This is a genomic window from Algibacter lectus (genome assembly GCF_900112395.1).
Lineage (GTDB): Bacteria > Bacteroidota > Bacteroidia > Flavobacteriales > Flavobacteriaceae > Algibacter > Algibacter lectus.
Genome location: NZ_FOLN01000013.1, coordinates 43,320 through 56,562 on the forward strand (window position 1 = coordinate 43,320; position 13,243 = coordinate 56,562).

10 protein-coding genes are annotated in these 13,243 nt (G+C 32.9%); 9 read left to right on the forward strand and 1 reads right to left on the reverse strand.

All coding sequences use genetic code 11. From position 1 onward, the window contains the following. The first annotated feature begins 56 nt into the window (after window positions 1-56). The 3 genes from BM246_RS17645 to BM246_RS17655 are packed head-to-tail and all read left to right on the forward strand — an operon-like array spanning window position 57 to window position 1,559. On the forward strand, window positions 57-545 hold the full coding sequence (locus BM246_RS17645) for a hypothetical protein (protein ID WP_139221925.1): 489 nt from the start codon (window positions 57-59) through the stop codon (window positions 543-545). A 27-nt stretch (window positions 546-572) separates the two neighbouring features. After that, window positions 573-1,172 carry a WG repeat-containing protein gene (locus tag BM246_RS17650; protein WP_074939821.1) on the forward strand — a complete coding sequence of 200 codons (600 nt, stop codon included), beginning with the start codon at window positions 573-575 and terminating at the stop codon, window positions 1,170-1,172. A gap of 15 nt (window positions 1,173-1,187) precedes the next feature. Beyond that, the gene (locus tag BM246_RS17655) at window positions 1,188-1,559 is read left to right on the forward strand and encodes a hypothetical protein (protein ID WP_074939824.1); all 372 of its coding nucleotides are present in this window, start codon (window positions 1,188-1,190) and stop codon (window positions 1,557-1,559) included. Between the two features lie 56 nt (window positions 1,560-1,615). On the opposite strand, the gene BM246_RS17660 is transcribed toward BM246_RS17655, so the two are convergent. Further along, window positions 1,616-2,203 carry an RNA polymerase sigma factor gene (locus BM246_RS17660; RefSeq protein ID WP_042499411.1) on the reverse strand — a complete coding sequence of 196 codons (588 nt, stop codon included), beginning with the start codon at window positions 2,201-2,203 and terminating at the stop codon, window positions 1,616-1,618. Between the two features lie 94 nt (window positions 2,204-2,297). On the opposite strand from BM246_RS17660, the gene BM246_RS17665 reads away from it, so the two are divergent. The 6 genes from BM246_RS17665 to BM246_RS17690 all read left to right on the forward strand — a co-directional run bounded on the left by BM246_RS17665 (window position 2,298) and on the right by BM246_RS17690 (window position 13,243). Beyond that, window positions 2,298-3,452 (forward strand): FecR family protein, encoded by a 1,155-nt coding sequence (locus tag BM246_RS17665; RefSeq protein ID WP_074939828.1) that lies wholly within the window; start codon window positions 2,298-2,300, stop codon window positions 3,450-3,452. 190 nt (window positions 3,453-3,642) lie between these two features. After that, entirely contained in the window at window positions 3,643-7,149 is a 3,507-nt protein-coding gene (locus tag BM246_RS17670; protein ID WP_175489813.1) for a SusC/RagA family TonB-linked outer membrane protein, read from the forward strand. Between the two features lie 13 nt (window positions 7,150-7,162). Continuing rightward, window positions 7,163-8,506 carry a RagB/SusD family nutrient uptake outer membrane protein gene (locus BM246_RS17675; RefSeq protein ID WP_042505953.1) on the forward strand — a complete coding sequence of 448 codons (1,344 nt, stop codon included), beginning with the start codon at window positions 7,163-7,165 and terminating at the stop codon, window positions 8,504-8,506. 91 nt (window positions 8,507-8,597) lie between these two features. Beyond that, window positions 8,598-11,417 carry a M16 family metallopeptidase gene (locus tag BM246_RS17680; protein ID WP_074939837.1) on the forward strand — a complete coding sequence of 940 codons (2,820 nt, stop codon included), beginning with the start codon at window positions 8,598-8,600 and terminating at the stop codon, window positions 11,415-11,417. 172 nt (window positions 11,418-11,589) lie between these two features. Further along, on the forward strand, window positions 11,590-12,213 hold the full coding sequence (locus tag BM246_RS17685) for a class I SAM-dependent DNA methyltransferase (protein WP_074939840.1): 624 nt from the start codon (window positions 11,590-11,592) through the stop codon (window positions 12,211-12,213). A gap of 259 nt (window positions 12,214-12,472) precedes the next feature. Beyond that, entirely contained in the window at window positions 12,473-13,243 is a 771-nt protein-coding gene (locus BM246_RS17690; RefSeq protein ID WP_074939842.1) for a LytR/AlgR family response regulator transcription factor, read from the forward strand.

Sequence of the window (13,243 nt, forward strand, 5' to 3'; positions counted from 1 at the left end):
AGTGAGTGATATTTATTTTTAATAGTTACTTTGGCTTTAAAACAAATGAGAAAGAAATGAGAAAGTTAATACTGATTGCTATATGCGCTGTTTTTGTAACATCTTGCAAAGACGAAGCAAAACAAGATTCTAATATTGAAACCACTCCAATTAAAGGTTTAACACAAGGGCCAATAGTGCATAAGGCATTAACCGACGAACAATTGGCAAAAATTAAAGATATACAAGAAACTTTTAATGAGGTTTACCCAGTTTCTCTAGATGAAACAATTACAAATTTTAAGCGCGACCAAAACCCAGATAACGAAATAAATATTTGGCAGAATATGGCGAGTGCCTACAAACCGTATGCTTTAAACAACGAAGGAGAAGAAAAACTTGGTGCTAGAAGAGAGGTTTTTAGATTAATTTTAATGCGCTCTATGATGCCTGATAAAGAAGCTATAAGCAGTTCGGAATTAAAAATACTGAGTGAGAGTGAAGCTCAAGAAATTTTAAAAAATTACACCTTAGAGGCTAAGCCCGTTAAAGTGGAAAAGCGATAAGCACTTTAGTTTAGATACCATATTACAATGCAAATAAAACCAATAACCTTATTAATTTTTAGTGCCTTTGTAGCGCTTTCGTGCAAGGAATACGTGGGTAAAGATGTTACTAATTATCGGTATTTTGATGTCGCGTTGGCAGATACTATTCCGGATAGTAAACTGAAAGCAGTTACAAACGCGGAACATCTAGAATACGGTGTAAGTGTTGCTTATGTAAACGAAAATAATGATACTATAATTCCGTTTGGTAAATACGCATACTACGGCACAGATACTTTAGAGTTTTATGCCAATGTTATGGAGCACCCTAACGATAGTACGTATGGACGCCAAATGGCGATAGACAAAAACGAGAATATTCTATTCGATCTTGTGATGTATGATAATGGTTTAGAACCATTTAATGATGGGTTAACGCGAGTAATCCGAAACGGTAAAATGGGATATGCTAACAAATTCGGACAGGTTGTAATTGCTTGCGAATACGACTATGTAAAATGGTTTGAAAACGGAAAAGCCGAAGTAACTTACAGCGCTAAAGAATATTTTGATTTAGATGAACACCGTGTTGTGGAAAGTGACAATTGGTTCTCGATTGATAAAAAAGGAAATCGGGTAGACTAACCTTAATTAATAACTATGACTGATACCACTGTAATTATAGCATTAGTTATTATTTTAATCTGTCATTTAGCAGCGATTTCCATTGGATATAAAACAAAAAAGATCGCATTATCTATTGCTTATGTAAATGCGGTTTTTGTAATCGGGATGCTTATCTTTTGGGTTGTTGATACCGTGAATATAAAAACGCATCACTTCGAAACGAGAGAATGGTTTGTACTCGGTTTTGAGGTTTGTGTTTTATTATGCGCTATATCTTCTATTACAAAATTCTATAATAAAACTTTTGTAAAAATTCTAAATTATATTGGGTTTTGGTTGCACGTATTGGCTTTAGTAGGGATGCTCGTTTTTATGTGGTGGTTTAAACTAGAGCGGTTGTATTAAGTAGAATATAAGTTTACTGAAGTTGTACCTAGCTGTGCTTAAAAAAAGCGAGCGGTTTACTTTAAGGCGTGTTTACCAAATAGCAAGAATAAAATTCCGCTAGTTTTACTGCCTATATTTTTTCTAATAATAGAGAAGGCTTTTGTAATTTGAGCTTCTACTGTTTTAATAGATACCTTTTGATATTCTGCAATTTCAACGTTAGTTAAGCCTTCTTGTCTACTTAAAATAAAGGTTTGTTTACATTTTGGAGGCAGGTTTTGTATTTCTTGTTTTACTAGGGAAATTAAGTTTTCTATGTTGTTATCCTGATCTTCAACTACAGTATCTAAGGCCTCTATATATTTTTTTTCTAAAGCTATAGTTGCTTTTTCTTTTCTGTAAAGGTCAATAAACTGGTTGTATATAGATTTGTATAAATAATTTTTCAGGTTAAAATCATCTTTTAATTTCTCTCGCTTTTGCCAAATACTCACAAATACATTTTGTACAATATCTTCTGCTGTACTATGGTCGTGAGTTAAGCTATAAGCATAAACGCAAAGTTTTTGGTGAAATAGGTCTACCAACTGGGTGTAAGCCGCTGTGCTGCCCTTTTTTAACCCTTTGATTAGTGTTGCGTTATTTATTGAGAAATCAGTCATTCAGTGAATTTTCTTCTGCTAATTTAAAAAAATGTTGATAAAAAGTTAGGGTATTGGAAATTTACTTCGTTATAATATAAAACAGAAGGGAATAATGGTTTCTAAAGAAATAGAAAATATTATAGTAAAATACTTTACTAATCAGGCATCGTTAAGCGAGTTAGATCAATTAAATCAATGGCTTAAAGCACCAGGGCATGGACCGTTGTTTGATAACTACGTAAAAACGAATTACGCTATTAACCATACTATTAAGGAGTACAACGCTATGCAAACAAAAAAGCATTTGTTGGATATTATTAGTAAAGATAAAAAGGCAGAAAAAATATTTAAAATTAAACGTATCGCTTTTAGGTATGCCGCTGTTTTAATACTGTTTTTAGGGTTAGGCTATGTGTTGATGCAAGGTTTTTTTAGTACGCCTAAAACCTTAGAGTTAGTAGAAGAGCAAATAGAACTTCTATTAGAGAATGATAAAGCCGTAGTTGTTATTAATAAAGATGATGTACAAGAAATTATAGGTAGCGATGGTAAGGTGATAGGGACGCAACGAGGAGATAAGCTAGTTTATAATACTGACGTAGTAGATGGTAAATTGATATATAATACCTTAAGTGTACCGTATGGAAAACGTTTTGAGCTTAAACTATCCGACGGGACTGTTGTTACTTTAAATGCCGGCTCGTCATTAAAATATCCTGTTAATTTTATTAGTGGTCAAAACAGGCAAGTGTTTTTAAAAGGGGAAGCTTTTTTTGATGTAACTAAAGATGAAAATCATCCTTTTATAGTGAACGCGAATAATATTGATGTTAAGGTGTTGGGTACAAAGTTTAATGTATCATCTTATTCTGAAGATGAAAATATAAGTACTGTTTTAGTAGAAGGCTCTGTAGATGTGTCTAGAAATGGAACGCAAAACAAAGAGTCTGTTATTCTAAAGCCAGGTTTTAAAGCTGCCTGGAACAAGTATAGCAATGCTATTGATGTAGAACAGGTAGATGTGGAACCACATGTGGCTTGGCTCGATGGCCGATTAATTTTACATGAGGTTGCTTTTACCGATATATTAAAAAAACTAGAGAGGCAGTATAATGTTAGTTTTATTAATAAAGATAAAAAGTTAGAACAACGTTATTTTACAGCAAAATTTGATACAGAAGATATTTACGAGGTATTAGAAAGTTTAAGCACCTCCGGAAATTTTGAATATGAATTTAATAAAGACAACATTATAATTAATCCATAAAAACAATAAAATTAATGATTGAAAACTGACAAATTAGAACACAATTTCAAAGAAAATTAAAGTTGCTATTTTACAGTTTACTACAACAGCAATTGTAGTATAACATAAAAAAAATCGGAAAATGCAGCAACACGTTCCGATTTAGTAAAAAGTGATTCCAATGTCTAACACATTAAATCAAACCAAAAGTATGAAAAAATTCATTATTGAGATGGGTGAAGTACTATCTCTCTCTAAAATTAGTTTAAAAATGAAGCTAACCTCTCTATTGCTCTTTTTTACGTTGTTACAAATTCATGCCAATACGTTTTCTCAAAATGTAAAAATTACATTGACATGCGAAAATATGCATGTTGAAGATGTTTTAAGTGAAATTGAAAGAAAAACAGATTTTAAATTTCTCTACGAAAAGAACGTTTTTGTGAAAAGTAAAATCACAAGTATTACTTCTGATAAAGAAAAACTAGAACATGTTTTAAAAAGACTTTTTAAAAGCTTAAATGTTGATTACAAGGTTGTAAATAAACAAATTGTTATAGTAAAAAAAGAAGAAAGTAAACCGCTTATACATACTATAAAAGAAGCGGTAAACAAGTTTGTACAGCAAAATTTACAAGGTAAAGTTACCGATGAAAATGGTGCGCCTCTACCAGGAGCTACAATTGTCTATAAGGGGCTTAGAAATGGTACCAGTACAGATTTTGATGGTAATTTTAAATTACCTTACGTTAAAGGTGCTACAGCAATTGTGGTATCGTACGTGGGGTATGAAACTCAAGAAGTACAAATTAATAATAGAGCCACTATTGATATTAAATTACAAAGTTCTGTAACAGGTTTAGAAGAAACGGTAATTGTTGCATATGGTAAGGTTAAAAAAGAAGCTTTAACGGGTGCTGTTGGTGTTATCGATGTGTCTGCATTAGCACTACAAGGAACCATAATTAATGTTGATCAGGCTTTGCAAGGTCAGGTAGCAGGTGTTCAGGTAAGTAGTCCAAGTGGAAAACCAGGTGCTGCAGCTCGAGTTCGTATTCGTGGTAGTTCGTCTCTTTTAGGAACCAACCAACCGTTATTTGTTGTAGATGGTATACCTATTACTCCAAATACAGAAACTCCCGGATATGCTGGTTTTATTGATAGTATTAGTAATAATGAATCTACTACGTTAGAAAATGAAGGTTTTAATAACGATTTAGGTTTTATCGATTTTAATAATATAGAGGCTATTACCATTTTAAAAGATGCGACAGCCACTTCAATTTATGGGTCTCGTGCTGCAAATGGTGTTGTTATTATTACTTCAAAAACAGGAAGAGGAGCCAGAAAACCGGAGTTTCAACTTTCTATTACACAAAGAGCAAATCTAATTCAAAAAACAGATGTGCTTAATTCGGCTCAGTATCAAACACTTTATTCTGAGGCTATTAATAATTATGTAAATTCTGGAGGTACTGTACCAACTACAGATTCTTTTGGGCAAGGTATTTTGGCAGGAACAGAAGTTGATTTAACCACTAATACCGATTGGCAAGATTTATCTGTGAAAACATTTACAAACACCTCCAATTATGCTTTAAGTGTTAGAGGTGGTGGCGATAATGGTTCATACTATTCATCTTTAAGTTTGCAAAATGATAATGGCGCTATTATTGGTGATAAATTAACGCGGTATGCTTTTGGTTTGTCCTTAAATCAAAAAATAAAAGATAATTTAAAGTTTACTACTAACATTAGTTTAGGTCGTGTAGAAAGTGATTATGCTTTAAACAGCCTTAACTCAACTTTAGAAGCAGCAACCTATTTACGACCAGATGTGACACCTTATGATGAAGATGGAAATCTTGTATCTCGTTTTGGAGATATTTACAACCCGCTAACTTCTAAAGATAGAAGAGTAACTTCAACTAACTTTTCTATGCTTGCTAATATGGGAATTGAGTTTGAGCCTATTAAAGATTTGTTTATTAAAACTACAGGAATACTTCAGCAAATAGATTCTGAAAGTTATAGCTTCTACCCAAGCTACTCTGTAAGTGGTGCTACTACTAATGGTAAAGGAGCTTTGGTAAATAGAAAAACCATTAACCCTTCTGTAGAAACAACTGCTACTTATGATTTTTCTTTAGGAAAAAGTGATTTTAATGTTTTAGTTGGTAACACCTTTCAAAATGAAAACACGGAGACTGTCAATTTTTATGGTGAAAACTTCCCGAATGATGATACATTAACGGGTATTAGTTATGCTGGTGAAAGTCTTTCTGCACAGGAAGCTGTTACAAAAAGTACTTTAGTGTCGTTTTTCTCTCGTTTTATTTATAATTATGATAATAAGTACATTTTAAATTTTTCAGGAAGAACAGATGGTTCTTCTAAATTTGGAGCAAATAATAGATGGGCAAGCTTTCCTGCTTTAGGTTTAGGTTGGAATATTCATAACGAAAAATTTATGGATAATGCCTATTGGTTAAACTTTTTAAAGATTAGAGGTAGTATTGGGCAATCGGGTAATGTTACCTTCGATCCTAACCAATCTTTTAGTTTATACGGTGCTTTAAACGGAACAAATGGAGTGTATAATGGCGATACAGGTGTTGTGCCATTGCGTATTGGTAATCCTGATTTAAAATGGGAAATTACAACGCAAAAAGATATTGGTATTGAGTTTGCTGTTTTAAATAATAAAATAAAAGGTGAGTTTGGATACTACCAAAAAGATACAAAAGATGTATTGTACCAAACGGAATTAGCGTCTTCTAGCGGCCTGTATACTGTAATTTCTAATTTAGGAAATACACAGAATAATGGGATAGAGTTAACCTTAAACTTTGACCTTATCAATAAAAAAGATTTAAAGTGGAATTTTGGATTTAATGCCGCTACAGCAAACAATAAAATAGTAAAATTAAATAGTAGTTATAAAGATGAGTATGGTGCTGTTTATTTAAACGGTTTGTATTTTAAAGAAGGTGAGTCGCTTGGTTTAATTAGAGGGCATGTGGCAAACGGACTTTTTGAGTCTCAGGAACAAATAGATAATTTAAATGCTGGTGCGCCAAGTGGTTTATATCAGTCATCATTAACAAGTCCTGGAGATGTTTATTATGCCGATTTAGATGGCGATGGCGAAGTGAGTTCTTCTGCATCTGGCCCTGATGTTACAAATATTGGTAGCATTGAACCTGATTTTTTTGGAGGTCTTAATACCAATATAAACTATAAAGGTTTGTCTCTAAATATTTTCGCAAATTATAGTCTTGGTAACGATATTTACTGGAAGGCAGGAGAGAATACTTATAGCTATACGTCACTAAACGACCAAGGGAATAAGCAATTGATAGCCTTAGATCGTTGGACGCCAGAGAACTTAGATGCTGAATACCCAAGAGCGGTTTACCGAACTAATTTAACAGGTGGGAACCAAAATAGCAGACAGTCTAGTTTATATGTGCATAAAGGAGATTACTTGCGTATTAAAACAGTAACATTAGGTTATAACTTAGATAGTCAAGCGTTGAAAAATATCAATTTTCAGGGGCTTTATTTATACGTAACGGCAACCAACTTGTTTACTATTACCAATTATCCGGGTGCCGATCCTGAGTTTGCAAATATTGCAAGCTTTAGAACACCAATAGATAGTAACAAGTACCCTGTATCAAAGCAGCTTATCGCTGGAGTAAGGTTAACCTTTTAAAAGATTTAAGACAATGAAAAATAACATCATATTATTCACAATTTTAACAGGCATCCTTTTTAGTTCTTGCGATGCGGCGTTAGATGTTCAGCCAGAAAATTATTTATTCGAAGATCAATTAGTTACCGATGATAAAAGTGCGCAAACCTCGTTAGTAGGGGTTTATACACAGCTAAACTGGACTTACTATCAGTATCTGGAAGTTATGTTGCCTTTAATGGATGGTTCGCTAACAACAACAAATTCAACTTGGATTTTTGGCGAAGCTTCAGACAATAGTTTCGATTCTAGCCAAGTTTCTTTAAACACGGTTTACGAGTGGCCGTATTATATTACTAACTCTGCCAATGCTACAATTTCGGCAGTAACTGATAATGCATCAGTTTCCGCAGGCGAACATGATAGAATTCTTAGTGAAGCCTATTTTCTAAGAGCCTTTGGTCACTATGTTGCGCTAAGAAGTTTTGGTCAGTTTTTCGACCTGTCTAGCGACTATGGTATTGTACTTCAAAATACGGTGTCTACTGTTGAAAATAGTAAAATAGCCAGATCTACAGTACAAGAAAGTTACGATTTTATTTTAGACGATTTAGATAAAAGTATTGAGCTTAATGCGGCTTTTACATACAATTATTACGCATCTTCAATAGCCGCGAAGGCTTTTAAAGCAAATGTTCTGCTGTATATGGGTGGTCAGGAAAACTACGAAGCGGCTGTTCTATTAGCCGATGAGGTTATTAACTCTGGCGATGTAGAATTAGAATCTAATTTTGAAGATGTTTTTGAAAATGGTGTAGCAAATAGCGAAGTGATATTTTCTAGAATAAATGGAGAAGGGCAAGCTAGTAAGTTATCATACTATTATCAAAGTTTAGTTAAGGTTTCTCCTTGGCTTCAGGACTTTTTAGTAGACGATCCAAGAAAAGAGGCATCATACAATACGAGTAATTTGTTCCTTAAAAAAATATACACGAGTGGTGTAAGCGGTGGACCAGCAAATTATATGCGTTTGGCCGAAGTTTATTTAATAAAAGCAGAATGTCAGGCACGTTTAAATTTACTCGCTCAAGCGGAAGAAACTCTTAATGCTGTGCGTAATAGAGCGTATGGCGGTGCTGCTCCAGATTTAGAGTATACCTCTCAAGAAGAATTACTTGATATCATTTTCGACGAGTATGTAAAAGAACTTTGTTTTGAAACTGGGGCCGTTTGGTTTGCTGCCATTCGCCATGGTAAAATTGAAGAAATTAAAACAAATGTAACCAGCTCCAATCAGTATATTTTTCCAATTCCTATTAGCGAATTAGAAAATAATACACTCTTCGGGCCACAAAATCCAGGGTATCTGGGTATTTAAAAATTAATTTTTTCAATTATTTAGTCAGTATAGTGCTTCAGGCTATATAACAGTCTGAAGCTCTATTTCACTATTTTTTATTTCCTAAAACATGAACATTAAAAACATAGTTTTTGCAAATATCTTGTGCCTATATAGCATATGCGGTATTTCGCAAAACATTAATTTAAATAATAAAATACCGGCCGATGCTACCGTTAAAATGGGTACACTAAGCAACGGACTAAAATATTATATCAAACATAATGCAAAACCTCAAAATAAGGCTGAGTTTAGATTGGTTATTAAAGCCGGATCTATTTTAGAAGACGATGATCAACAGGGTTTAGCTCACTTTGTAGAACATATGGCTTTTAACGGAACCGAAAGCTTTGAGAAAAACAAACTTATAGATTACTTACAAGGTTTAGGTGTGGAGTTTGGAGCAGATTTAAACGCACATACTAGTTTTGATGAAACCGTTTATAAATTATCTGTACCAACCGATACCGAAACATTTAATACCAGTTTGCAAGTTTTAAAAGATTGGGCAAATGGTATCACGTTTGAAAATGACGAAATCGATAAAGAACGTGGTATTGTTGCCGAAGAACTTAGAGCAAGAGGAGGCGCAGGTATGCGAATGTATTACAAGTCTATAGGTGAGTTAACCAATAATTCGCGCTATGCTGAGCGCGCTCCAGCAGGGAAATTAGATGTTATTTTAAATTCGGATTATGATGCCATGAAACGGTTTTATAGAGATTGGTATCGTCCAGATTTAATGGCCTTAGTTTTGGTTGGAGATTTTGATGTGCTAGAAGCCGAAAAAAAGGTGAAATCCCTTTTTAGTAGTATTGAAGGTCCCGAAAACCCTAAGGAAAGAATCTATTATAAAATTCCAGAAAACAGTTCTCCTGTAGTATCTGTAATTACAGATGAAGAAACACAAGGCGCTAGTGTTTCTGTTTATGTTAAAAAAGAAGAGACGCCAGTAACAACCTTACAAGACTATAAAATAGAATTATTAAAAAGCTTTTATTCTGGTATGCTACGCCAAAGATTATCCGATGTAGTGCTAGAAGCAAATTCTCCTTTCTTATCTACAAATGCGGGTATTGGAAACTTTTTAAGCAATATGGATAGCTATTATTTAAATGCTAAACTAAAGGAGGATAAAATTAATGAAGGCATAACGCGCTTGTTGATAGAAAGCTCGAGGGCTAAGCAATTTGGTTTTACAGAAACAGAACTGGAACGTTATAAAAAACTTTTATTGAATAATGCTGATTTACGTCAAAAAGAGACAGGTAAAATTTCTACAAAATATTATGTAGAGCAATACATTGATAACTTTACAGATGCTAAACCTATACCTAGTGATGCATTTGTATATCAGTTTTATACAGAGGTTTTTCCTTCTATTACAGTACAAGATGTTAATAACATAGCTACAGAATGGGTAAGAGATGATAATATGACTGTATTGTTAAAAGCTGTAGAGAAAAGTGATTTGAAATTGCCAACAGAGCGTGAGATAGAAAGCATATTAACACAGGTAAAAACTAAGTCTATAGAACCTTATAAAGATAAATTAGGTGATATTCAATTAATGCCGGAAAAACCAAAGCCAGGTAAGGTTTTAAAAGAAACGTATAATAAAAAGATTAATACAACAACTTGGGAGTTATCCAACGGTATTACAGTGGTTGTAAAACCAACCGAGTTCCAAAATGATTTAATATCACTTAACGGGTTTAGACCAGGAGGAAGTTCTGTGGCTCCAGATTCACTTTATGTTTCGGCTAGAAATGCTAGTAGTATTATTGGCGCTAGTGGTGTTAATGGTATATCAGATGCTGATTTGAAAAAGCTCAACATGGGGAAAACCCTAAAGCTTAAAACCTATATTAATTATTATAACGAATTGGTATCTGGTAATAGCTCGTCTGGAGATTTGGAAAGTATGTTGCAAATGGTAAACCTATATTTTACTAAGCCAAACAAAGATGCTGCTGTATTTAATACAAAAAAAGAAAGTTTAAAGTCGTTGTATAAAGATTCGGATAATAATCCTGGCGGTTTTTTTGAAAAGCGTATAACCGAAGTTATGTCTCAAAATCATTTAAGAGCTATACCAGAAACTGTAGAGCAAATAGAGAGAGAATTAGATTTAGACGAGGTTTACAGTTTTTATAAAGAGCGATTTTCATCAGCAAATGGCTTTTTGTTTGTTGTTGTTGGTAATGTTGATTTAGAGGTGCTTAAACCACTTGTAAATCAATATTTAGGAAGTTTGCCATCTAATTTAAATGAAAAAAGTACTTGGAAAGATACTGGGCTGCGCTATGCAAAAGGCGGTATTAAAGAAACCGTAATAAAAGGCTTAGATAATAAAAGCCAAGTTGATATGCGTTTTACAGGTACATTTAATTTTTCGTTAGAAGAAAAAGAGAAAATTAGCTTGTTAGCAAAAGTGCTTAAAATAAAATTAACGGAAGAGTTAAGAGAAAAAATGGCAGGTGTTTATGGTGTTAAAGTTTCTGGGTTTGCCTCAGATATTCCATACCAGTGGTTTAGACTTAATATAAGGTTTTCTTGCGATCCTGAAAATATCGAAAAATTAAAGGCTAAAGTTTTTGAAGAAATAGAAAAAATTAAAAAACATGGTCCGTCTCAAGAAGATGTTAATAAAATTAAGGAAGCTGAATTAGCAAATGCTAAGGAGTTTTTAGAAGTAAACTCGTTTTGGCTTTATAAACTTAAAACTGCTTATGAATACGATTTAAACCCAGAGTCTATTTTAGATTTTGAAAGTAAAATTAATAAGTTGAACTCTAAAATGTTTAAAGATGCGGCCAATAACTATTTTGATATGAAAGATTATGCCGAGTTTATTTTATTGCCAGAAGAACCTTCTAAAAAAGAGTAAAGATAAATACCCTAACCCTAATTAATAGTTACTTGAAAAGCTTCCTTTATAATTTTAAAGGAAGTCTTTTTTTTGTTAAACCCTTGGCGTATTTTCGAAATGAAATATATTTCATAAATTAGTTACATAAACTACAGCGTTCATTTTTTAGAGTACAAATAAAGAGTACAGCATGAGCATAGAGCAAGCCTATAATATTTGGGCCAATCAATACGATACCAACGAAAACCGCACGCGAGATTTAGATAAAAAGTGCACCATTGAAACCTTAAGTAAATATAAGTTTAGCAATGTGCTAGAGTTGGGTTGTGGCACAGGTAAAAATACCGAATGGTTATTGGCTCATGCGCAACAGATTATAGGTTTAGATTTTTCAGAAGAAATGCTGAACAAAGCAAAAGAGAAAATAGTAGACAGCAAGGTTACTTTTAAAAAAGCAAACTTAACCCAAAATTGGGGCGTCGATAATAATTTTGTCGACCTTATCACTTGTAGTTTAACGCTAGAACATATAGAGAACTTAGATTATATTTTCAATCAAGCATATTTAAAATTAAAAAAGGAGGGGCTCTTTTTTATAAGTGAATTACATCCTTTTAAACAATACTCGGGTAGTAAAGCTAGATACGAAACCGAGGCAGGCACTAAGGAACTAGAAGTTTATATTCATCATGTTTCAGAATATATCGATGAAGCCAAAAAAAATGGATTACAATTATTAGAGTTAAAAGAATGGTTTGATGTTGGTGCGGAACACGGATTACCTAGATTAATTTCTTTTGTCTTTAAAAAATAACATGTGCTCAGTTTCTGGTAAAAAGCTAAAAGTCGAGTTTGTAAGTCGCTAAAAACAAAAAGGTTTTTGTATTGTTAGTTTAAAATAAGATTAGACTTATCTTTGCATCTTTAAATTAGTATCTATAAAGGGCGGAGCACCTTCTGCCATGTATTTAATTTTTTTTATACCCAAAAAAACGTGTTGATAGCTGTTTATAACATTATCGTGTAGCACGTGTTTTTTGTGTTTTAAAAATGATAGAATAAAACCAATTATAATGGAGGTTGTTATTATTGAAGATGAAGATTTAGCAGCAGAATCTTTAGAGAAGTTGTTGTTAAAAAGTGAACATAAGCTTACTATTAAAAAACGCTTAGAAAGTGTAGCGCAATCTATAGAGTGGTTTAAGAGTAATAGTTGCGATTTAATTTTAAGTGATATTCATTTAGGTGATGGTGAAAGTTTTGAGATTTTCGAAACCTTAAAAATTACGACTCCTATTATTTTTACAACAGCATTTGATAAGTATGCTATACAGTCTTTTCAGTTTTTTGCCATAGATTATTTATTAAAGCCTTACGACAAACATAAACTGGATAAGGCGCTTGGAAAGTATGTAGATTATACAGCAACACCAACTGCAGATTATGGCCAAATAGAACATTTATTGGCGCATTTAAAAGGGGCAACAGATAGTAAAACCGAGCAGGAACGCTTTTTAGTTTATAGAGGCGACAAGTTGTTATCTATTACTCATAAAGAGATTGCTTATTTTATGGCCGAAAATAAATCACTTTTTTTATATACAACTACAGGCGAAAGTTATTTGTATGATGATACCATATTGAATCTAGAATTAAAATTATCGAAAAAAGATTTTTTTAAAATAAACAGAAAATTTATAGTTAGGCATAATGCCATAAAAACGATTGTAAAATACAGTCAGAATAGATTAAAAATAGAACTAGAGCCCTCTCCAAATATTAAAGATTTTATTTTTATTAGTTCTAAAAATGTTAATGCTTTTAAAGCGTGGTTAAATAAATAA

What these genes read in the sequence shown, in the direction of transcription:
- BM246_RS17645 (WP_139221925.1), top strand. Translation starts at nt 57, where the DNA reads ATGAGAAAGTTAATACTGATTGCTATATGCGCTGTTTTTGTAACATCT.
- BM246_RS17655 (WP_074939824.1), top strand. Translation starts at nt 1,188, where the DNA reads ATGACTGATACCACTGTAATTATAGCATTAGTTATTATTTTAATCTGT.
- BM246_RS17680 (WP_074939837.1), top strand. Translation starts at nt 8,598, where the DNA reads ATGAACATTAAAAACATAGTTTTTGCAAATATCTTGTGCCTATATAGC.
- BM246_RS17690 (WP_074939842.1), top strand. Translation starts at nt 12,473, where the DNA reads ATGGAGGTTGTTATTATTGAAGATGAAGATTTAGCAGCAGAATCTTTA.
- BM246_RS17660 (WP_042499411.1), bottom strand. Translation starts at nt 2,203, where the DNA reads ATGACTGATTTCTCAATAAATAACGCAACACTAATCAAAGGGTTAAAA.
- BM246_RS17685 (WP_074939840.1), top strand. Translation starts at nt 11,590, where the DNA reads ATGAGCATAGAGCAAGCCTATAATATTTGGGCCAATCAATACGATACC.
- BM246_RS17670 (WP_175489813.1), top strand. Translation starts at nt 3,643, where the DNA reads ATGAAAAAATTCATTATTGAGATGGGTGAAGTACTATCTCTCTCTAAA.
- BM246_RS17650 (WP_074939821.1), top strand. Translation starts at nt 573, where the DNA reads ATGCAAATAAAACCAATAACCTTATTAATTTTTAGTGCCTTTGTAGCG.
- BM246_RS17675 (WP_042505953.1), top strand. Translation starts at nt 7,163, where the DNA reads ATGAAAAATAACATCATATTATTCACAATTTTAACAGGCATCCTTTTT.
- BM246_RS17665 (WP_074939828.1), top strand. Translation starts at nt 2,298, where the DNA reads ATGGTTTCTAAAGAAATAGAAAATATTATAGTAAAATACTTTACTAAT.